Annotated in this window: 17 protein-coding genes; 5 read left to right on the forward strand and 12 right to left on the reverse strand. The window is 62.6% G+C overall.

All coding sequences use genetic code 11. The annotated features are described in order from the left end of the window. Positions 1–71: 71 nt before the first annotated feature. Entirely contained in the window at positions 72–1,133 is a 1,062-nt protein-coding gene (locus AB4P90_RS27895) for a hypothetical protein (protein WP_014720351.1), read from the reverse strand. A gap of 242 nt (positions 1,134–1,375) precedes the next feature. On the opposite strand from AB4P90_RS27895, the gene AB4P90_RS27900 reads away from it, so the two are divergent. Next, positions 1,376–2,767, forward strand: a complete 1,392-nt coding sequence (locus tag AB4P90_RS27900) for an L-cystine transporter (protein ID WP_014720352.1) — start codon at positions 1,376–1,378, stop codon at positions 2,765–2,767. Positions 2,768–2,852: 85 nt separating this feature from the next. On the opposite strand, the gene AB4P90_RS27905 is transcribed toward AB4P90_RS27900, so the two are convergent. Beyond that, on the reverse strand, positions 2,853–3,365 hold the full coding sequence (locus AB4P90_RS27905) for a dihydrofolate reductase (protein WP_019817767.1): 513 nt from the start codon (positions 3,363–3,365) through the stop codon (positions 2,853–2,855). Positions 3,366–3,434: 69 nt separating this feature from the next. Here AB4P90_RS27905 and AB4P90_RS27910 point away from each other — a divergent pair, with 69 nt between their 5' ends. Both AB4P90_RS27910 and AB4P90_RS27915 read left to right on the forward strand, forming a co-directional pair. After that, a complete protein-coding gene (locus AB4P90_RS27910) occupies positions 3,435–4,814 on the forward strand; it encodes a DUF2868 domain-containing protein (RefSeq protein ID WP_395605527.1) in 1,380 nt (459 codons plus the stop codon). Then, on the forward strand, positions 4,807–6,174 hold the full coding sequence (locus AB4P90_RS27915) for a DUF3482 domain-containing protein (protein ID WP_019817769.1): 1,368 nt from the start codon (positions 4,807–4,809) through the stop codon (positions 6,172–6,174). Before AB4P90_RS27910 ends, AB4P90_RS27915 begins: the two co-directional genes overlap by 8 nt. Here the strand turns inward: AB4P90_RS27915 and AB4P90_RS27920 are convergent. The 7 genes from AB4P90_RS27920 to AB4P90_RS27950 all read right to left on the reverse strand — a co-directional run bounded on the left by AB4P90_RS27920 (position 6,171) and on the right by AB4P90_RS27950 (position 15,199). Then, the gene (locus tag AB4P90_RS27920; RefSeq protein WP_019817770.1) at positions 6,171–6,728 is read right to left on the reverse strand and encodes a phosphonate degradation HD-domain oxygenase; all 558 of its coding nucleotides are present in this window, start codon (positions 6,726–6,728) and stop codon (positions 6,171–6,173) included. The genes AB4P90_RS27915 and AB4P90_RS27920 overlap by 4 nt on opposite strands. Then, entirely contained in the window at positions 6,725–7,855 is a 1,131-nt protein-coding gene (locus AB4P90_RS27925; protein WP_019817771.1) for a TIGR03364 family FAD-dependent oxidoreductase, read from the reverse strand. Before AB4P90_RS27925 ends, AB4P90_RS27920 begins: the two co-directional genes overlap by 4 nt. A gap of 123 nt (positions 7,856–7,978) precedes the next feature. Beyond that, positions 7,979–8,992, reverse strand: a complete 1,014-nt coding sequence (locus tag AB4P90_RS27930) for a putative 2-aminoethylphosphonate ABC transporter substrate-binding protein (RefSeq protein ID WP_058410821.1) — start codon at positions 8,990–8,992, stop codon at positions 7,979–7,981. A gap of 23 nt (positions 8,993–9,015) precedes the next feature. Continuing rightward, positions 9,016–10,728, reverse strand: coding sequence for a putative 2-aminoethylphosphonate ABC transporter permease subunit (locus AB4P90_RS27935; protein ID WP_014720359.1), 1,713 nt, complete (start codon positions 10,726–10,728; stop codon positions 9,016–9,018). Between the two features lies 1 nt (position 10,729). After that, positions 10,730–11,794 (reverse strand): putative 2-aminoethylphosphonate ABC transporter ATP-binding protein, encoded by a 1,065-nt coding sequence (locus AB4P90_RS27940; RefSeq protein WP_003195180.1) that lies wholly within the window; start codon positions 11,792–11,794, stop codon positions 10,730–10,732. A gap of 212 nt (positions 11,795–12,006) precedes the next feature. Then, positions 12,007–12,870: a LysR family transcriptional regulator gene (locus AB4P90_RS27945; RefSeq protein ID WP_019817773.1), complete on the reverse strand. Its 864-nt coding sequence runs from the start codon at positions 12,868–12,870 to the stop codon at positions 12,007–12,009. A gap of 16 nt (positions 12,871–12,886) precedes the next feature. Beyond that, a complete protein-coding gene (locus tag AB4P90_RS27950) occupies positions 12,887–15,199 on the reverse strand; it encodes a heavy metal translocating P-type ATPase (protein WP_074059144.1) in 2,313 nt (770 codons plus the stop codon). Between the two features lie 85 nt (positions 15,200–15,284). On the opposite strand from AB4P90_RS27950, the gene cadR reads away from it, so the two are divergent. Then, a complete protein-coding gene (gene cadR / locus AB4P90_RS27955) occupies positions 15,285–15,725 on the forward strand; it encodes a Cd(II)/Pb(II)-responsive transcriptional regulator (protein ID WP_003195185.1) in 441 nt (146 codons plus the stop codon). A gap of 130 nt (positions 15,726–15,855) precedes the next feature. Here the strand turns inward: cadR and AB4P90_RS27960 are convergent, their stop codons facing one another. Both AB4P90_RS27960 and lgt read right to left on the reverse strand, forming a co-directional pair. After that, positions 15,856–16,689, reverse strand: coding sequence for a thymidylate synthase (locus tag AB4P90_RS27960; RefSeq protein ID WP_014720362.1), 834 nt, complete (start codon positions 16,687–16,689; stop codon positions 15,856–15,858). Between the two features lie 51 nt (positions 16,690–16,740). Next, the gene (gene lgt, locus AB4P90_RS27965) at positions 16,741–17,553 is read right to left on the reverse strand and encodes a prolipoprotein diacylglyceryl transferase (RefSeq protein WP_003195189.1); all 813 of its coding nucleotides are present in this window, start codon (positions 17,551–17,553) and stop codon (positions 16,741–16,743) included. Positions 17,554–17,769: 216 nt separating this feature from the next. Between lgt and AB4P90_RS27970 the strand changes: the two genes are divergently transcribed. Next, the gene (locus tag AB4P90_RS27970; RefSeq protein WP_014720363.1) at positions 17,770–18,516 is read left to right on the forward strand and encodes an NRDE family protein; all 747 of its coding nucleotides are present in this window, start codon (positions 17,770–17,772) and stop codon (positions 18,514–18,516) included. Between the two features lie 230 nt (positions 18,517–18,746). Here AB4P90_RS27970 and ptsP read toward each other — a convergent pair whose 3' ends face one another. After that, on the reverse strand, positions 18,747–21,026 hold the full coding sequence (ptsP, locus tag AB4P90_RS27975) for a phosphoenolpyruvate--protein phosphotransferase (protein WP_014720364.1): 2,280 nt from the start codon (positions 21,024–21,026) through the stop codon (positions 18,747–18,749). Positions 21,027–21,044 lie beyond the last annotated feature (18 nt).

Raw genomic sequence — 21,044 nt, forward strand, 5'->3', positions numbered from 1 at the left:
ATGAAGTACCGAGGTGTCTGCATCGCAGGCAAGCCAGCTCCCACAGTGACTGCACTTCGACTTAAGGCTCTTTACTGAATCTCCTCCGGTTTCACGATCACCCAGTTCTTGTCCGCCGTCACCGGCAACCCTTCCTTGGCTTGCGCCGCCGCGTGCTTGGCGATCATGCCGTTGAGTTGGGTCATGTACTTGTCTTTGCGGTTGATCCACAGGTGGATGCCGCCCTTGGCCACGTCCACATCGTGGAACAGCATGTAGCCATCGCTGGTCGGTGTGTCACCGCCGACAATCACTGGTTTTTTCCATTCGTCGATGTAGGTGAGGATCGCCGCGTGCTTACCGGCCATCCAGGTCGCCGGGGTCCACAGGTAGGGAGTCAGTTCCAGGCCGAGGTTGCTCTTCTCGTCATACTTGCCGGCAGTGATCTGTTTGCGTGCGGTGGTCAGCTCGCCGGTCTTGCGGTCCTTGAGCATCGTGGTCACGCCGATGACGTTCTCGGGTTTGACGTTGTAGCCGTACTTCGGATCAGCCGCGACCATGCGCACCAGCTCCTCGGACGCGGCGGTCATCACATAGACCTCGATGCCGTTTTCCATCAGTTTGTTGTACAGCTCGGCCTGGCCGGTGAAGACTTTCGGCGGCTGTACCTCGGATTTTTTCACCACGTCGCCTTCGAAATAGCTGACCGGCACGGGCTTGCCGGAGGCCATCAGCTCGTCGACCTGCACTTTGAGCTCCTTGAGGGTAAAGCCGGAAAAAATCTGCGCAACCCAGGGGTAGCAGACCATGTCGTCGACTTCGCACAGGCGATAGTAGTAGCTGAACAGACTTTCCTTATGGTCGGCGGTGTCTTTGAAGGGGATAAGCTTGAGCGAAGGGTCCATGGTTTCGCGGGTGATCAGGCCCTTGTTTTCCATGAACGGCAGCAGCGACTCTTCAAGGTCATAGCGGTAGCTGGTGTTGTCCATGTCGAACACCGCGTAGTTACCCTTGTTGGCATTGGCGGCGATCATTTCGTTGAGTTGTTTGGCGGCAGGTGCCGGCCAGTGTTTCAACTCGGTGGCGGCAAACGCCTGGCTGGCGAGCCCGAGGCAAAAGGCGGCGGATACCAATAGTTTCGGCGCGAGCTTCATAGGCGTTGTCTCCCTCAAGTGAAAGACATCGACGCTAACAAATCCGTATGACAGTTATCGCCCGAGCGCGACCGCTGACGTCGCGATTGCGCCAAGGGCATACGCCTGGGCGTCAAACGCTTATTCCAAAAACGACAGTCGCCATTCCATATTGGTATTAAATCAATATATTTCAAGCTGTTAGGCTTCCCGGTTCGCAATCGCAGGCTCACGCGATTGGCTGCCTTCTCAACGGAGCTTCAATGAATCTGCCCCTGATTCTCAATTTATTGGTGTTCGTGGCCCTGTTGCTGGGCCTGGCACAAACTCGCCGTACTAACTGGAGCCTGGCCAAGAAGGTGCTGTTCGCCCTGGTGCTGGGCGTGCTGTTCGGCGCGGCGTTGCACACGATCTATGGCGACGGCAACCCGGTGCTCAAAGCCTCCATCGGCTGGTTTGACCTGGTCGGCAACGGCTATGTGCAGCTGCTGCAAATGATCGTGATCCCGCTGGTGTTCGCCTCGATCCTCAGTGCCGTGGCGCGCCTGCACAACGCCTCGTCCCTGGGCAAGATCAGCTTCCTGACCATCGGCACGCTGCTGTTCACCACGGCCATCGCGGCGCTGATCGGCATCGGCCTGACCAACCTGTTCGGCCTCACCGCCGAAGGCCTGGTGGCCGGCACCCAGGAAATGGCGCGCCTGCAAGTGATCCAGAGTGATTACGCTGGCAAGGTTGCCGACCTGAATATCCCGCAGTTGCTGCTGTCGTTCGTGCCGGCCAACCCGTTCGCCGACCTGGCCCGGGCCAAGCCGACGTCGATCATCAGCGTGGTGATTTTCGCCGCGTTCCTTGGAGTTGCCGCGCTGCAACTGCTCAAGGACGACGTGGAAAAAGGCCAGAAAGTCCTTAACGCCATCGACACCCTGCAAGCCTGGGTGATGCGCCTGGTGCGCCTGGTGATGAAGCTGACCCCCTACGGCGTGCTGGCGCTGATGACCAAAGTGGTCGCTGGTTCCAACCTGCAAGACATCATCAAGCTGGGCAGTTTCGTGGTGGTGTCGTACCTGGCCCTGGGCCTGATGTTCGTGGTGCATGGCCTGCTGCTGTCCCTGGCCGGGATCAACCCGCTACGCTTCTTCCGCAAGGTGTGGCCGGTACTGACCTTTGCCTTTACCAGCCGCTCCAGCGCTGCAAGCATCCCGCTGAGCATTGAAGCGCAGACCCGTCGCCTGGGCATTCCGCAATCCATCGCCGGTTTCGCCGCCTCGTTTGGCGCGACCATCGGCCAGAACGGTTGCGCCGGTCTTTACCCTGCCATGTTGGCGGTGATGGTCGCGCCGACCGTGGGCATCAACCCGCTGGACCCGCTGTGGATCGCAACCCTGGTAGCCATTGTGACCTTGAGTTCGGCGGGCGTTGCCGGCGTAGGCGGCGGTGCGACCTTTGCCGCGCTGATCGTGCTGCCCGCCATGGGCTTGCCGGTGTCACTGGTGGCGCTGTTGATTTCCGTGGAACCGCTGATCGACATGGGCCGCACGGCGTTGAACGTCAATGGTTCGATGACGGCGGGGGCGATTACCAGCCAGATCATGGGGCAGACGGATAAGGCCTTGCTGGATGCCGATGAGCATGCCGAGTTAGCGCAGGTCTGATAGACCGCTATAGCAGGCAAGCCAGCTCCCACATTTGAATGTATTCACACATCAAACTGTGGGCGCTGGCTTGCCTGCGATGCTTTTAGGCTTTTTCCCACACTTCGAAGTTGTAGGCCGGCTTATCACCTTCAGCCGGATTCTCGACATTCGACACCAGCTTCCACTGGTTCATATCAAACTCTGGAAACCACGCGTCCCCTTCCGGGCTCAGCGCCACGCGGGTCAGGTACAAGCGATCGGCCTGTTCCAGCCCCTGCGCATACAACTGCGCGCCGCCGATCAGCATCAGCTCGTCCACGCCTTGCGCCTTGGCCCACTCCTCAGCCCGCTCTACCGCTGCGTCCAGTGACGGAAACACTTGCGCACCTTCCAGCACAAGATCGGTCTGACGGCTGACCACCAGGTTCAAGCGCCCCGGCAGCGGTCGGCCCAGGGAGTCCCAGGTCTTGCGCCCCATGATGATCGGCTTGCCGAGCGTGGTGGCCTTGAAATATTTGAAATCCCCCGGCAAATGCCAGGGCATGCTGTTGTCGACGCCGATCACACGGTTTTCACCGAGGGCTGCGATCAGGCTTAAAGGGAGTGTTTTTTTCATGGCGACGAGAATACCAGAGCGGCGAGCCAGCGGTTATGCTCCAACCTCATCAACTCGACAGGACGGCGCGTGACTGCACTGAACCCGCTGCACAGACTTTGGCTGACAGAAACCGTGCGCCTGCGCGAAGAACACGCCGGCCCCCTGGAAGACCTGGAAGCCAACCGCCTGGCCCGCACCGCCGGGGGCGACCTGCCCTCGCGCATCCAGCAGCGTGCGCTGCACCTGGCCGAGCGCGATGGTCTGGCCGCCGCGCTCAGCCGCTGGCTGCAAGGCGCACGCCTGGCCCTGGTGTTACTGGCGGTGGTCGCCGTCATCAGTGGCGCCGGTTTGGCGTTCGCCGCGCTGGGCAATGGCCTGGCCCCGGTGAATGTGTTTTGGGCCTTGGGCAGCCTGCTCGGCCTGAACCTGATCTTGCTGATCAGTTGGGCCCTGGGCCTGCTGTTTGCCGGTGAACACAGCGCCAGCCTTGGCCGGCTGTGGTTGTGGCTCAGCGAGAAACTGGCGCGTGACGCCAAGGCCGCGCAACTGGCCCCAGCATTGTTGCTGTTGCTGCAACGGCAAAAACTCAATCGCTGGGCGGTGGGTGTGCTGGTCAACAGCTTGTGGTTGCTGGCCTTGCTCAGCGCCCTGGTGATCCTGCTGACCCTGCTCGCCACCCGCCGCTACGGGTTTGTGTGGGAAACCACCATTCTCGGCGCCGATACCTTTGTCGCCGTGACCCAGGCCCTTGGCACACTCCCGGCGCTGCTCGGTTTCAATGTGCCCACCGTGGAGATGATCCGCGCCAGCGGCGACTCCGCGCTGAATATCGAAAGCGCCCGCCAGGCCTGGGCGGCCTGGCTGGTGGGCGTGTTGCTGGTCTACGGCCTGCTGCCGCGGTTGATCCTTGCCTTGCTGTGCCTGTGGCGATGGAAACGCGGGCGCGCAGCGTTGCGCCTGGACCTCAACCTGCCCGGCTACGCCCAACTGCGCGAACGCCTGATGCCCAGCAGCGAGCGCCTGGGGGTCAACGATGTGGCGCCCGAACACCTGCACCCGATCAGCGGCGGCGCAAGTGAGCTGCAGAGTGATGGCGCCTTGCTGGTCGCCATCGAACTCGACGACCAACACCCTTGGCCCCCCAAACTGCCTGCCAACGTCAAGAACGCCGGCATCCTCGACAGCCGCGAATCACGCAACAAACTGCTGGAGCAACTCAGCCGTTTCCCACCCGCGCGCCTGGCCATCGCCTGTGACCCGCGCCGCTCGCCCGACCGTGGCAGCCTGGCGCTGATCGCCGAGCTGGCACGCAGCGCCACCGACACCCGCGTATGGCTGCTGCAGGCACCACCGGGCCAGGCGCTGGACGCCGAGCGCCTGGGCGACTGGCATGCCGCGTTGCAACAGCTTGAAGTGTCGTTTGCCGATTGTGCGCCGCTGAGCTGGCTGGAGACCGGTCATGACTAAACCGCTGAAACTCGCCGTGGTCGGCCATACCAACGTGGGCAAAACCTCACTGCTGCGCACCCTCACCCGCGATGTCGGCTTTGGCGAAGTGTCCCATCGCCCCAGTACCACGCGACATGTGGAAGGTGCGCGCCTATCGGTAGATGGCGAAGCCTTGCTGGAGCTGTACGACACCCCCGGCCTGGAAGACGCCATCGCCCTGCTCGATTACCTGGAGCGCCTCGACCGCCCCGGCGAACGCCTGGATGGCCCTGCGCGGCTGGCGCGTTTCCTGGAAGGCAGCGAGGCGCGCCAGCGTTTCGAACAGGAAGCCAAGGTGTTGCGCCAGTTGCTGGCCTCCGATGCCGGCCTGTACGTGATCGACGCTCGCGAGCCGGTGCTGGCCAAGTACCGTGACGAGCTGCAAGTGCTGGCCAGTTGTGGCAAACCGTTGTTGCCGGTGCTCAACTTTGTCAGCAGCAGCGACCACCGCGAACCGGACTGGCGCGAAGCCCTGGCCCGCCTCGGCCTGCATGCGCTGGTGCGTTTCGACAGCGTGGCACCGCCCGAAGACGGCGAACGCCGGCTGTATGAAAGCCTGGCCCTGCTGCTGGAAAACTCACGGCCGCAGTTGGAACGCCTGATCCTCGATCAAGAAGCCCAGCGCCAGGCTCGCCAGCAAAGCGCCGCCCGCTTGATCGCCGAACTGTTGATCGACTGCGCGGCCTGCCGTCGCAGTGTCCTCACCGAAGATGAACAGCAAGCCATCGGCGATCTGCGCAAAGCGGTGCGCCAACGGGAACAAAAGTGTGTTGATGCCCTGCTCAAGCTGTACGGCTTTCGCCCACAGGACGCGGCGGCCAGCGACCTGCCGCTACTGGATGGGCGCTGGGGCGACGACCTGTTCAACCCCGAAACCCTCAAGCAACTGGGCGTGCGGGTGGGTGGCGGGATCGCCGCCGGCGCAGCCGCCGGTGCGGGCGTGGACCTCCTGGTCGGCGGCCTGACGCTGGGCGCTGCTGCCCTGGCGGGCGCGATTGCCGGCGGTGCGCTGCAAACCGCGCGCAGCTACGGCAGCCGCCTGATGGGCAAGATCAAGGGCCAACGCGAACTCACCGTCGATGACAGCGTGCTGCGCCTGCTCGCCCTGCGCCAGCGCCAGTTGCTCAAGGCCCTGAACCTGCGCGGTCATGCGGCAATGCACAGCATCAAGGTCGACACACCCCAGGACAAAACCTGGCGCGAGGGCAAACTGCCCGACGCCTTGAACAAGGCCCGCGCCTATCCGCAATGGTCGTCCCTCAATCCCCACGCCAAACTAAGCCAGGCCGAGCGTCAAGAACAGGTCGAAGCCCTTGCCATGCGCCTCGACGAGACCTAAGCAGTCATCAGCACCTGCCGGGCCTTGGCCTTAAGCACCTCAAGGTCCAGCACCGGCACCTGCATTTGCTTGGCCTGCTCGTCCCAGTGGCGCATACGCAAGCTCACGGCATACAACGGGTCTTGCTCAAAGGTCCGAGCCTCTTCTGCGCTCATGACGCCGCCTTGGTAAGCCAGAGTGCGACGGCTGGCTTCGCTCAAGCGGGCGAAATAGTCCGGTTGGCTGAAGGTCAGGTAACGCTTGGCTTGGACGTGGTATTCCACCAGCCTGGCCAGGCGTTCGCTGAAGCCTGCCCGGCGCAGGTAATCGGCGCCCAGCCGCTCGTGGCTGACCACGCCATAACCGCCCATGTTCGCGCCGCCCTGGCCGCAGAGATGGCCGATGTCGTGGAAAAACGCCGCCAGCACCACCTCGTCGTCAAAACCTTCGGCCATGGCCAATTGCGCGGCCTGGGACATGTGCTCGATTTGCGACACCGGCTCGCCGATGTAGTCAGCCGTGCCATGTTGCTCGTACAAGCCAAACACCTGGGCAGTCGCCTGTTCCGGGCTCATCGCGTCGCGCCCCACAGTGTGCTGATATTACGCTCGGCCATCGCCGGCCCCACGCTCATCCCTACGCCGGTGTGCATCAAGGCAGCGCTGACGCCAGGTGCCGCCTGCACAAACGAAAACGGCCCAGGCCCGCGGGAACCGTAGACGCCCTGCCAGCGCTCCACCACTTGGACCTTGCAACCCAGGGTCTGTTGCGCCAGTTCGATCAGCCAGTCATCCACCTGCTCGGCGTTGAAGGGCGACGGATCGCTGTCGTAATGGTGGGAGTCACCGATGATCAACTCGCCATGGGGCGTAGGGCTGATCAACAGGTGAATGCCGTGCTCGTGCAGGTACGGCGTTTCGCGCAAGATCTGCGCCTGCACGGCGGCCGCTTCCGGCAGGTCGGCAAAGGCGCCGTAGTGCACGCAGCTCAAGCCGGTGAGCAAGGCATGTTGCAGGTTCAGGTTGAGCACTGGCCGGGCGCGCAGCATTTGCAGGCGACAGGTTTGCGGGTTGAGCGCGGCGATGGCGTCGGCCAGCAGGGTTTGATAGTCGTGGCCGGAGCAAACAATGATCTGCTCGCCGCGAAAGCGGCCTGCCGTGCTGTGCAACTGGCCCGGTTCAACCTCGCGCACCAGGGTAGAGAAGTGAAACTCCACGTTAAGCGCCTGGCTCAGGTAATGGATCAGCGCCGGGATGGCCTCGCGGGAATACAGTTGCTGGTCGTCCTTGCCATGCAGTGCGGCGCGGTGATGGCGGAACTGGCCGGCGTACAGGTCGTTCATGGCAGCGCCCTGCAGCAGCTCGACGTTGTAGCCGTGCTCCCGCGCGCGCCCGGCGCAGAAGGCTTCGAGCAGATGCTCTTCGGCTTCGGTGCGGGCGAACAGGTACGAGCCATTGCGTTTGAGCGCCAGGCCCGCCGCTTGCGCCCACTGGCCCCATATTTCGCGGCTTTCCCGCGCCAGGTCGAGCATTGGCCCTGGTGGTTGACCGGTGACCAGCGCCTGGCCGAAGTTGCGCACTGAGGCGCCCAATGGCGTGGCGCTTCGCTCGAACACCTTGACCTTGAGGCCGCGCCTGGCGGCGGCATAGGCGTGGGAGAGACCGAGGATGCCGGCGCCGACGACTAACAGATCACTACTCATACTGTCCTCTGGTTCCCGCGCTCCGCGTGGGAATTCATCCGGTGACGCTCCGCGTCACGACCTTTAAAAGCGGACGCGGAGCGTCCAGAGCGGCGTTACCACGCGGAGCGTGGGAACGATCGGTTACTGTTTTTCCGACTTGCCGTCATAACGCTTACGCCATTCGGCCAAGATGCTGTCACGGTTCTTGGAAGCCCAGATAAAGTCGTTCTTGATCAACCGTTGCTCATAGTCCGCCGGCAATTCGGTCTGCGGCTTGGCGATACCCGGTTGCGCGAGCACGGCGAAGTTTTCCTTGTACAGGTCCATCGCCGCGGTGCTGGCAGAGAAGTCGGCGAGTTTTTTCGCCGCGTCGGCATGGGCAGTGCCCTTGATCACAGCGGTGGCTTCGATCTCCCAGCCCAGGCCCTCTTTGGGCAGGATGATCTCCAGCGGCGCGCCCTGGCGTTTGAGCTGAACCGCCGGGTATTCGAAGGAAATGCCTATCGGGAACTCACCGGACGCCGCCAGCTTGCACGGCTTGGAGCCGGAGTGAACGTACTGGCCGATGTTCCGGTGCAGGTCGTCCATGTACAGCCAGCCTTGCTTCTCGCCGAAGGTCTGGAGCCAGGCGCTGACATCCAGGAAGCCGGTGCCTGAAGACGCCGGGTTAGGCATCACGATCTTGCCCTTGTATTCAGGCTTGGTCAGGTCCTGCCAGCTTATTGGTTTGGTGAGGCCCTGCTTCTCGGCTTCGACGGTGTTGAAGCAGAGGGTGGCGGCCCACACGTCCATGCCGACCCAGGCCGGAGGGTTGGCGGCGTCGCGGTAGTTTTTGCCGATCTTGTCCAAGTCCTTGGGCGCGTAGTTGTCGAGCATGCCTTGCTGATCGAGGATCGCCAGGCTGGAGGCGGCCAGGCCCCACACCACGTCAGCCTGGGGGCGGTCTTTCTCGGCCAGCAGTTTGGCGGTGATGATGCCGGTGGAGTCGCGCACCCACTTGATCTCGACGTCGGGGTTGGCCTGTTCGAAAGCTTTTTTGTAGGTCTTCAATTGCTCGGCTTCAAGGGCCGTGTACACCGTCAACTCGGTCTTGGCCAAAGCATTCAGGCTGAATGCCGTGAGGACTGCAGCGACCAGCGCCAGGGGCTTGAACATGGAGCACCTCCTTCAGGGATGTTTTATTGGCCAGGTGCGCGCTGGCGCCAGGCTTGGGAGCGGCGCAGCGCGCCACGTGAGGCCCACGCCAGCAGCAGCGAGACGCTGGCCGAAGTGAACAAGATCAGGGTCGACATGGCCGCCGCACCGCCCACATTGCCGGCGTCGTCCATGTTCAGCACGGCGACGGCGGCGAGGATGGTGTCGGGGCTGTAGAGGAAAATCGCGGCGGACACGGTGGTCATCGCCGAGACAAACAGGTAGCGCAGGATGTCCAGCAGCGCCGGCAGACAGATCGGCACCGTGACGCGCAGATAATGGCGGTACAACGGTGCCTTGAGGGACAACGCGGCGGCTTCGAACTCGGCGTCCAACTGGCGCAAGGCGGTGGTTGCAGTCATCTGCGCGGTGGTCAGGTAGTGCGCAATGGTGCACACCACCAGCAACGCCATGCTGCCGTACAACACATGCAGCGGGTTGCCGTTGAGGTTGAAGAAGAACACGTAGCCCAGCCCCAGGACCAGGCCCGGCACGGCCATCGGCACGAAGCTGAGCATGCGCAGCGCCAGGTTGAGGTTCTTCTGGCCCTTGGTCTTTTCCATCAGGTAGGCGCCGGTGAAAATCAGCACGCTGCCGATCAACGCGGTGCACAGCGCCATGGTCAGGCTGTTGCGATAGGCCAGCCAGCCGCCGCCGGCGGTGTCTTCGAACTGGTAGTGGTTGAGCGACAGCGACAGGTTGTACGGCCAGAATTTCACCAGCGAGGAGTACACCGCCATGCCGAACACCAGCAGCAACGCCGCGCAGATCAGCAGCACGATGGCCAGGTAGCAGCCGTCGCGCAGCCGCGATGGCGCTGGCTGGAACACCTGGGCGCGGCCGCTCATCGCGTCGCCATGCCGACGGCGCAACCACGCATCCACGCCAAAGCTGAACAGCGCCGGCAGCAGCAACACCATGCCGATCAACGCGCCGCGACCGAACTGTTGCTGGCCCACCACCGCCTTGTAGGCCTCCAGCGCCAGCACCTGGTAATCGCCGCCCACCACCACCGGTACCCCGAAGTCGGTGATGGTCAGGGTGAACACCAGGCAAAACGCGGCGAACACCGCCTGGCGCGTGGCCGGCCAGGTAATGCTGCGAAACGCCCGGGCCGGGCTGGCGCCCATGCTCGAAGCGGCGTCGAACAAACGCGCATCCGCCAGGGACAACGCCGACAGCAAAATCATCAAGGCATGGGGAAAGGTGTAAATCACCTCACCGAGCACAATGCCCCAGAACCCATAGATATTCTCCGAGAACAAGCCGCGCAGGAGGCCCTGGTTGCCGAACAAATAGACCAGGGCAATGCCCGGCAGCATCGACGGCGCCATCAATGGCAGCAATGACAGGCCACGCCAGATGGACTTGCCGGGGATCAGCGTGCGTTGCAGGGCATAGGCAAACAAGTAGGCCAGCGGCACGACGATGGCCGCCACGCTGAGGGAAACTTTCAGGCTATTGCCCAGCAACCAGTGGAAGTTGGCGCTGCTCAGCAGTTCGCGAGCGGCTACCAGGCCACCGCCCTGCCCGGCTTCGCTGCTGAAGCCGCGCCAGAAGATCGCCAACAGCGGCAACAGCACCGCCACCACTAACAGGCCCAGCCAGAGCCACTTGCCGCCGACCACGAAGAGGCGGTCGCCCCACTCGGCGCGGGACACCTGGCGCGGTACCGGCAATGTCATCACCGCCCCCATCTCAGGCAAACACCTGCAGGCTGCGCGGCGGCAACGCCACCCAGATATCCTGTGCACCCAGGCGCGGCATGGCTTCCGGCGCCAGTTCAGCCAGCAACGGATGGCCTGGCAACTGCTCCAGCTCAAAGCTCATGCGGCAGCGGTTGCCGAGGAAGGTGATCTCGCGAACCTTGGCCGGGAACAGGTTTTCTTCATGCACCGGTGGGTTGACGCAGATCGCTTCCGGGCGGCAGAACAAGCGGCCCGATTGGGCGACACCCGCGTCCTCAGCCAGGCGCATGTTCAACCCACCCACCTGGGCATGGCTGGCGCTGTTACGGCTGAACGGCAACCAGTTGCCCTGGCCGACAAACTCCGCCACGAACGGCGTGGCCGGGCGGTCGTAGATTTCCTGGGGCGTGGCGTACTGCTCGACCTTACCGTTGTTCATCACGGCAATGCGGTCGGCCATCAACATGGCTTCGTCCTGGTTGTGGGTCACCATCAAGGTGGTGATGCCCAGGCGCCGCTGCAGTTGGCGCAGTTCGGTGCACAGGTGCTCGCGCACGCGGGCATCGAGGGCCGACATCGGCTCATCCAACAGCAATAACGACGGCGCCGGCGCCAGTGCGCGGGCCAGGGCGACGCGCTGTTGCTGGCCGCCGGAGAGTTGGCCGGGGTACTTCTTTTCGCTGCCCACCAGGCCCACCAGCTCAAGCATCTGCGCGACCCGCTTGCGCACTTCATCGCGGCCGCTGCCCGTAAGGCCGTAGCCGATGTTCGCTTCAACGCTGAGGTTGGGAAACAACGCATAGGACTGGAACAGGATGCCGTAGTCCCGCGCCTGGGGTGGCAGCAGGGACACGTCCCGCTCGCCCAGGTAAAGCTCACCGCTGTCCTGGCGCTCCAGGCCGGCGATGCAGCGCAGCAGCGTGGTCTTGCCACAGCCGGACGGGCCCAGCAGGCACACCAGCTCGCCGGCGGCGACGTCCAGGGAGACGTTGTCCAGCGCGGTGAAGGCGCCAAAGCGTTTCTGGATTGCGCGCACTTTCATCGGTGCGCCGGGTTGGGTCAGGGCTGTGTGCATGGTGGCACCTCATCGAACGGATGAAGGCCATGCTAGAGAGGGAATGCGTAGCGGGTGTGGCAGGAAGGCAAAACGGGGTGATAGTGGTATTGGTGGATTTGTGTAGGACTCATGATCGTTCCCACGCTCTGCGTGGGAATTTCTCTAGTGACGCTCCGCGTCACGGACGCGGAGCGTCCTGGGCGGCGTTCCCACGCGGAGCATGGGAACTATCAGAGGGGTGACATTTCCTGGGCCAGGCCAAGGAAAGCCGCCGGCAGGCGCGCACCTTTGCGCTCCTTGAGGCAATACAGATACTCCGGAATCTGCGGTGCATCCTCGATGGTCAGCACGCGCAACTGCGGGTCATGGGGCACTTCCTGGCGGGCGATGATGCTAATGCCGATGTTGCGCAGCACCGCCTCGCGAATCGACTCACGGCTGCCAATCTCCAGCAACGGCCCGTACCCCACGCCGGCGTTCTTCAACATTTCTTCCGTCAGCCGGCGGGTGGTGGAGCCCGCTTCACGCATCAGCAAGGTGTGCCCGATAAGCGCGCTCAACGGTACGTGATCGAGCTTGGCCAACGGGTGATTGCGGTGCACCGCCAGCACCAGCGGGTCCGTGCCCAGCACGCGGCGGATCAGACGGGCATCTTCCAGCAATTGCGATGAGGCCGCGACATCGACGCGGTAATCGTCCAACGCCTCAAGCACCTGTTGGGAATTGCCGATTTCCACCGACACGTCCACCTGGGGCAGGCGCTCGCGAAAGGCTTTGACCAGATCGAGGATGTAATACGGCGCCGTTGCTGCAATTCTCAGCGCACCCTGGACCTGGCCGTTGTTGCGCAGGAAAAACTCGATATCCGCTTCCTGCTGCAACAGCGCCTTGACCATCGGCAACAGCCGCGCGCCTTCGTCGCTGACGGTGAGGCGGCGGCCGCCACGGTAGAACAACTCGACGCCGTAGTGGCCTTCGAGGTTGCGAATCTGGGTGGTCACCGTGGGCTGGCTCAAGCCGAGTTTCTTCGCCGCCTGGGTAATGCTGCCCAGGCGGGCGACCATGAAAAACGCCTTTAACTCAGCACTCAGCACACCACCCTCTCATCCGCTATTTGCGCACCAGGCGCAGGCCATTGAACACCACGAGCAGGCTCACGCCCATGTCGGCGAAGACCGCCATCCACATGGTCGCCATGCCCATGAACGTGACGGCCAGGAAGATCGCCTTGATCACCAGCGCCAGGGCGATGTTCTGCTTGAGGATACTCGACGTTTGCCGCGACAACCGAATGAAAGCCGGAATCTTGCGCAAATCATCGTCCATCAGCGCCACGTCGGCGGTCTCGATAGCGGTGTCGGTGCCCGCCGCGGCCATGGCGAAGCCGATCTCGGCACGGGCCAGGGCCGGGGCGTCGTTGATACCGTCACCGACCATGCCCACCCGACGGCCCTGGCCGTATAGGGTTTCGATGGCTTGCAGTTTGTCGGTGGGCAACAGGTCGCCCTGGGCCTTGTCGATACCCACCTGGGCCGCAATGGCCTTGGCAGTGTGGGTGTTGTCGCCGGTGAGCATCAGGGTCTTGATGCCCAGGTCGTGCAACTGCTGAATAGCTTCGCGGCTGCTCTCCTTGACCGTGTCGGCCACGGCAAACAGCGCCAGCGGGCCAGACTTGTCCAACAGCAACACCACGGACTTGCCTTGTTTTTCCAGGGCGAAGAGTTTTTCTTCCAACGCCTCTGAGCACAAGCCCAGGTCTTCCACCAGGCGGTGGTTACCCAGGTGATAGGTCTGGCCGTTGATATCACCCCGCACACCGCGCCCGGCCAGGGCTTCGAAGTTATCCACAGCGTGAGTCGACAGGTTTTTATCCACAGCTGCGTTGGCAATCGCCAGGGACACCGGGTGATCGGAGCGCGATGCCAAGCTGGCCGCCAGGGCCGGCGCGCTGTCTTCGATGTTCGGGAACAGCGGCAGGTAGTCGGTTTGCACCGGTTTGCCGTGGGTGATGGTGCCGGTCTTGTCGAGGGCCAGGTAGTCGAGCTTGTAGCCGCCCTCCAGGTACACGCCGCCCTTGATCAGGATGCCTTTGCGCGCCGCTGCCGCCAGGCCGCTGACAATGGTCACCGGGGTGGAGATCACCAAGGCACAAGGGCAGGCCACCACCAGCAGCACGAGGGCGCGGTAGATCCAGTCAAACCACACGCCCGCCATGAACAGCGGCGGAATCACCGCCACACCGAGGGCAAACAGGAAGACAGCCGGGGTGTAGACCTTGGAGAAACTGTCAACAAAGCGCTGGGTTGGCGCCCGTGCCCCTTGGGCCTGTTCCACGGCGTGAATGATCCGCGCCAGCGTGGAGTTGTTGGCCGCGGCGGTGACCTTGTACTCCAGGGCGCCGGCCTGGTTGATGGTGCCGGCAAACACTTTATCGCCCACGGTTTTTTCTATCGGCAGGCTTTCCCCGGTGATCGGTGCCTGGTCGATGGTGGACTGGCCGGCCGTGACTTCCCCGTCGAGCCCGATGCGCTCGCCAGGCTTTACCCGCACAATCGCCCCAAGATCAATGCTCTTGACCTCTTGTTCCAGCCAGGAACCGTCAGCCTGGCGCACCGTGGCCTGTTCCGGAGTCATCTGCATCAGGCCGCTGATGGCGTTGCGCGCACGGTCCAGGGACTTGGCCTCGATCAACTCGGCCACGGTGAACAGGAACATCACCATCGCCGCTTCGGGCCACTGGCCAATCAGGATCGCGCCCGTCACCGCGATGCTCATCAAGGCATTGATATTGAGGTTGAAGTTCTTCAGGGCAATCCAGCCCTTCTTGTAGGTGGTAAGGCCGCCGCTGAGAATCGACACCAACGCCACCAGCGCGATTACCCAGGTGGGCGCCACACCAGTGAAGTGCAGCACCTCGGCCCCCAGGGCACCCACGCCCGACACCGCCAGCGGCCACCAATGTTTCTTGGCGGGCGGCGCGGCGGCAGGGCTGCCTTCTTCGATAGGGTCGGCCTGCATGCCGATGGACTTGATTGCCTCAATGATCGGCGCGGTGTTCGGCAGGTCATGGGTGACGCCGAGGATGCGGTTGATCAGGTTGAATTCCAGTTGCTGCACGCCAGCGAGCTTGCCCAGCTTGTTCTGGATCAGCGTCTGCTCGGTAGGGCAGTCCATGGCTTCGATGCGGAAGGTGCTCAGGCGCGAGCCGGCGGTGGGCGCCTCGCTCAGGGTCACGATGGCAGGCCCGGCAGCGCCGGAGCAGCAGGAGCCGGAATGGCCGTGGTTATCCACAGGCGTGAGTTTGGCGGGCCCATGGTCATGTTTGTGATCATGACCGTGATCGTGATCGTGATCGTGATCGTGATCGTGATCGTGATCATGCTTGTGGTCGTGCTTGTGCGGGGTATGAATGGAGTGGCTCATCAGGTCGCGTCCGTAAAGGTGCCTGTTGCCAAGTAAAGACCCTGTAGCCACTATAGGGTCAAGCGCCCATTTGGAGATTGCTGCGATGAAGATCGGCGAACTGGCCAAACTCACCGATTGCCCGGTGGAAACCATCCGTTATTACGAGAAGGAAAACCTGCTGCCGCCCCCGGCACGCACCGACGGCAACTACCGCGTGTACACCCAGGCGCACACCGAGCGGCTGACCTTTATTCGCAACTGCCGCAGCCTGGACATGACCCTCGAAGAAATCCGCAGCCTGCTGGGTCTGCGCGACAGTCCCCAGGACCAATGCGAAAGCGTGAATGCCTTGATCGACGAGCATATCCACCATGTGAAAGCGCGGATCGACGGGTTGTTGGCCTTGCAGGAACAACTGCTGGACCTGCGCCAACGTTGCGGCGGTGGGAACCAGTGCGGGATCTTGCAGCAGTTGGAAGTCAGCGGCGGGATTGCGGCCAGCGAGGCCGAGCCTTCGCATGTGGGCAGAAGCCACGGCCATTAACTCAAGCGAACACCAAACCTATGTGGGAGCTGGCTTGCCTGCGATAGCGGCGGGCCCGCGACATTGATGTCGCCTGACACTGCGCTATCGCAGGCAAGCCAGCTCCCACAGTTTTTCACCGAGTAAGGCTTTAGATAGCTACGTCGGCCTTGATGCTTGGGTCGGCGTCGTAGCCCACAATCTCAAAATCTTCGAACTTGTAGTCGTAGATCGACGCAGGCTTACGCTTGATCACCAGTTCCGGCAGTTTTTTCGGCGTACGCGCCAACTGGGTCTGGATCTGTTCCATGTGGTTGCTGTAGGCGTGGGTGTCGCCCGTGGTGACGATGATCTCGTGGGGGATCAGGTCGCACTGCTGGGCCAGCATGTGGGTCAGCAACGCCAGCGCGGCAGTGTTGTACGGCAGCCCCAGGAATACGTCGGAGCTGCGGATATACAGCTGCATCGACAGATGGCCGTCATGCACGAACGCCTGGTACAGCAAATGGCACGGCGGCAGGGCTTGCTTGCCGTTACGCGCGTTTTCCTGCGGGCTCTGGGTTTCGTCCGGCAGGTATTCGACGTTCCAGCCGTGGAACAGGATGCGGCGGCTGTTGGGGTTGGTCTTGAGCGTGTGCACCATGTAGTCGATCTGGTTGATCGTGCCGCCGTCCTTGGTCGGCCAGGCGGTCCACTGCTCGCCGTACACGGGACCCAGGTCGCCGTCTTCGGTGGCCCACTCATCCCAAATCTTCACGCCATTTTCGTTGAGCCACTTGATGTTGGTGTTGCCGCTCAACATCCAGATCAGTTCGTTGGCGATGCTTTTGAAGTGCAGCTTCTTGGTGGTCAGCAGCGGGAAGCCGTCGGCCAGGTTATGCCGATACTGACGCGCAAACACAGCCTTGGTGCCGGTGCCCGTGCGGTCGCCCTTGGTCAGGCCATTGGTCACGACGTCCTGCAGCAGTTCGAGATATTGCTTCATGTTTTTACCCGTATCGTTGAAGCCAAGACCTCCTGGTCTTGGCATTCGAATTTAAAGCGCGGCGTTCTTCAGCGGCTGCGGGCGATTGTACGCCCACCACAGCATGCCTAGGCCCGCCAGGATCATTGGCAAGCTAAGCACCTGACCCATGGTCAGCCAGCCCCATGCCAGGTAGCCCAACTGCGCATCCGGTACCCGTACGAATTCGACGATAAAGCGGAAAATCCCGTAGAACAGCGCGAACATGCCCGACACGGCCATGGTTGGGCGTGGCTTGCGCGAGAAGATATAGAGAATAAGGAACAGCGCCACACCTTCCAATGCGAACTGGTACAGCTGCGACGGGTGGCGCGGCAGTTGCGCCGGGTCGCTGAACGGCGGGAACACCATCGCCCACGGCACGTCGGTCGGCTTGCCCCACAGCTCGGCGTTGATAAAGTTACCAATGCGCCCGGCACCCAGGCCGATCGGCACGAAGGGGGCGACGAAGTCCATCAGCTGGAAGAACGACTTGCCATTGCGCCGGCCAAACCACCAGGCGGCGATCATCACGCCGATAAACCCGCCGTGGAACGCCATGCCGCCCTTCCACACTTCGAAGATCAGGGTCGGGTTGGCGAGATACGCAGACAGGTCGTAGAACAGCACATACCCCAGGCGCCCGCCGACGATCACCCCCATCGACATCCAGAACACCATGTCGGAGAGCTTCTCCTTGGTCCAGGTCGGGTCGAAACGGTTCAGGCGCCGGGAAGCCAACAGCCAGGCGCCGCCGATGCCGATCAGGTACATCAACCCGTACCAATGGATTTTCAGCGGACCGATGGCCAGGGCCACCGGGTCGATCTGCGGGTAAGGCAGCATTGCGACTCCTCGTTAAAACATTTAGTCATGACGCACCGGACCATGCCGATGTGCGATTAAGCCTGCGTTACAGCGGCGAGATCAAATTAAGAAGTTCACATACACGCCAAATAGCCCGGCATGTTAACGGATCAGAGGTGCACGGCCCAACTTCGAGACGATGGAACACCGGCGCGTCTGTGGGTAGAGTGGCAAAAACACAAAAGGGGTCACCCAATGTGCCTGATTGTTTTCGCCTGGCGACCGGGCCATGCCCTGCCGCTGATCGTCGCGGCCAACCGCGATGAGTTCTACGCCCGCCCCAGCCTGCCGCTGGCCCAGTGGGCGGATGCGCCCCAGGTCTATGCCGGTCGCGATCAGGAGGCCGGGGGCACCTGGCTGGGGGTGAACGCGGATGGGCGCTTTGCCGCCTTGACCAACATCCGCGACCCGCACCAGCCACCGGCACGCAAGTCTCGCGGCGAACTGGTTGCGCGGTTTCTCAGCGGTTCGCTGCCGATCGACGATTATTTGGCCGATGTGAACGGCCGCTCGATTGAATATGCCGGGTTCAACCTGCTGGTGGGCACGCGGGATGAGCTGTGGCACTACAACGCCAATGACACCGAGCCGACGTTGCTGAAGGCTGGCGTGTATGGATTAGCCAATGCCGGGCTGGATACGCCCTGGCCGAAGCTAGTGAAGGCCAAAGCAGCGTTCAGCGCCGTGCTGGAGAACCCCGAGCCTGAGGCACTGCTGGGGATTCTCAGCGACCCGCAGACCGCGCCGTTTGCTGAGCTGCCGGACACCGGCGTAGGCCTGGCGACCGAAAGCCTGCTGTCGAGCGTGTTTATCGCCAGCCCCAGTTATGGGACACGGGCGAGCACAGCGCTGATCGTGAATGCCGATGGGACGCGGCGGATGCTGGAGCGCAGCTTTGGCCCGCACGGGGGGCGGCTGGGTGAGGTGGACCTGATGTTTTAGCGCTGCTTGGACCACCGCTATCGCAGGCAAGCCAGCTCCCACAGGGGAATGCATTCCACAGGTGGGAGCTGGCTTGCCTGCGATGAAGGCGCCTGGGTCTTTGATCGTTCCCCCGCTCTGCGTGGGAACGGCTCTTGTGACGCTCTGCGTCACGCTCTAAAAGCCGACGCGGAGCGTCCAGGGCTGCCTTCCCACGCAGAGCGCGGGAACGATCTGCTAGAAGCTCGCTCCTACAGGGTTTTGGCCGAGGCCGGGTTGATCATCCGGGTCAACCCCAGGTTTTTCAGCGCCAATTGCAGCGAGCTGTGGATAACTTGCGGGTTGTCGATGGTCATCAACTCGGCGAGCAAATCCTTGGCCCTGCTCAATTCCACCTGGCGCAGCATCCACTTCACTTTCGGCAAGTTGGTGGCGTTCATCGACAGGCTGTCAAAGCCCATCGCCATCAACAGCACCGCCGCCGCCGGGTCGCCGGCCATTTCGCCGCAGATACTCACCGGCTTGCCTTCGGCATGGGCGTCGCGCACCACGTGTTGCAGCGCTTGCAGCACCGCCGGGTGGAGGTAGTCGTAGAGGTCGGCCACCCGTGGGTTGTTACGGTCCACGGCCAGCAGGTACTGGGTCAGGTCGTTGGAGCCTACCGACAGGAAGTCCACCTGCCGCGCCAGTTCCTTGGCCTGGTACACCGCCGCAGGGATTTCGATCATCACGCCAATCGGCGGCATCGGCACATCGGCGCCTTCGTCGCGCACTTCGCCCCAGGCACGGTGGATCAGGTGCAGGGCTTCTTCCAGTTCATGGGTGCCGGAGATCATCGGCAGCAGGATTCGCAGGTTGTTCAAGCCCTCGCTGGCCTTGAGCATAGCGCGGGTCTGGACGAGGAAGATTTCGGGATGGTCGAGGGTAACGCGAATACCGCGCCAGCCAAGGAAGGGGTTGTCTTCCTTGATAGGGAAATAGGACAGTGACTTATCGCCGCCAATATCCAGGCTGCGCATCGTCACCGGTAACGGGTGGAAGGCTTGCAATTGCTCGCGATAAATCGCCAGCTGCTCCTTCTCGCTCGGGAAACGCTGGTTGATCATGAACGGCACTTCGGTGCGGTACAGACCCACCCCTTCGGCGCCGCGCTGTTGCGCACGGGCTACATCCGCAAGCAGGCCAGTGTTGACCAGCAGCGGTACCCGGTGGCCATCGGGGGTCACACACGGCAGCTCGCGCAGCGAATCCAGGCCCTGGGCCAGTTGCTTCTCTTCTTCCACCACCTCGGCGTATTGCTTGCGCAGCACGTCGCTGGGGTTGGTGAACACCTCGCCGCGATGCCCATCGACGATCATGTCGATGCCATCGACCTTGGAGTACGGCAGGTCCACCAGGCCCATCACCGTCGGGATACCCATGGCCCGGGCCAGGATCGCCACGTGGGAGTTACCCGAACCCAATACCGAAACCAAGCCCACCAGCTTGCCTTCAGGCACTTCGCCAAGCTGGGTGGCGGTCAACTCTTCACTGACCAGGATGGTGTTATCGGGGAAGACCATGTTGGTGCTGCGGTCTTCCTGCAGGTACGCCAACAGACGTCGCCCCAGGTCGCGTACATCCGACGCGCGCTCGCGCAGGTAGGCGTCGTCCATCATTTCGAAACGGTTGACGTGATCGGTGACCACCTGGCGTAACGCGCCCTGGGCCCACTGCCCGGTCTTGATCACAGTCTTGACTTCGTTACCCAGGGACGCGTCGTCGAGCATCATCTGGTACACGTCGAACAGCGCACGCTCTTCGGGGCGCAGCTGGGTGGCCAGCTTGGTCGACAGGTTGCGCATGTCGGCGCGCACGCCTTCGAGGGCGGTCTTGAACAGTTTGATTTCGGCGTCGATGTCACTGACGGTCTTGTCCGGCACCACATCGAGGTCGGCGGGCGGCAGCATGACCACCGCGGTACCCACCGCAGCGCCTGGCGAACCCGGTACGCCGACGAACTTGGCTTCCTGGATACCCTTGCCCTGGCGCCCCAGGCCGCGAATCGAGCCGGTCGCTTCGGCGTGGGCGATAACCCCGGCCAGTTGCGCGCTCATGGTCACCAGGAAGGCTTCTTCGCCTTCGTCGAACTGGCGACGCTCTTTTTGCTGGATAACCAGCACGCCGACAACGCGGCGGTGGTGAATGATCGGCGCACCAAGGAACGAGGCGTAGCGCTCTTCGCCGGTTTCGGCAAAGTAGCGATAACGCGGGTGATCGGCCGCGTTCTCGAGGTTCAGGGGTTCTTCACGCGTCCCCACCAGGCCCACCAGACCTTCATTGGGCGCCATGCTGACCTTGCCGATGGAGCGCTTGTTCAAGCCCTCCGTGGCCATCAGCACAAAACGGTTGGTCTCGGGGTCCAGCAGGTAAACCGAGCAGACCTGGCTGCCCATGGCTTCCTTGACGCGCAACACAATAATCCCCAACGCCGCCTTGAGATCCTTGGCGGAGTTAACTTCCTGGACGATCTTGCGCAGCGTATTGAGCATGGCTCGGGGTCGAACTCC

Origin of the sequence: Pseudomonas sp. B16120 (assembly GCF_044218845.1) — a bacterium.
In the GTDB taxonomy this organism is placed as follows: Bacteria; Pseudomonadota; Gammaproteobacteria; order Pseudomonadales; family Pseudomonadaceae; genus Aquipseudomonas; species Aquipseudomonas paracarnis.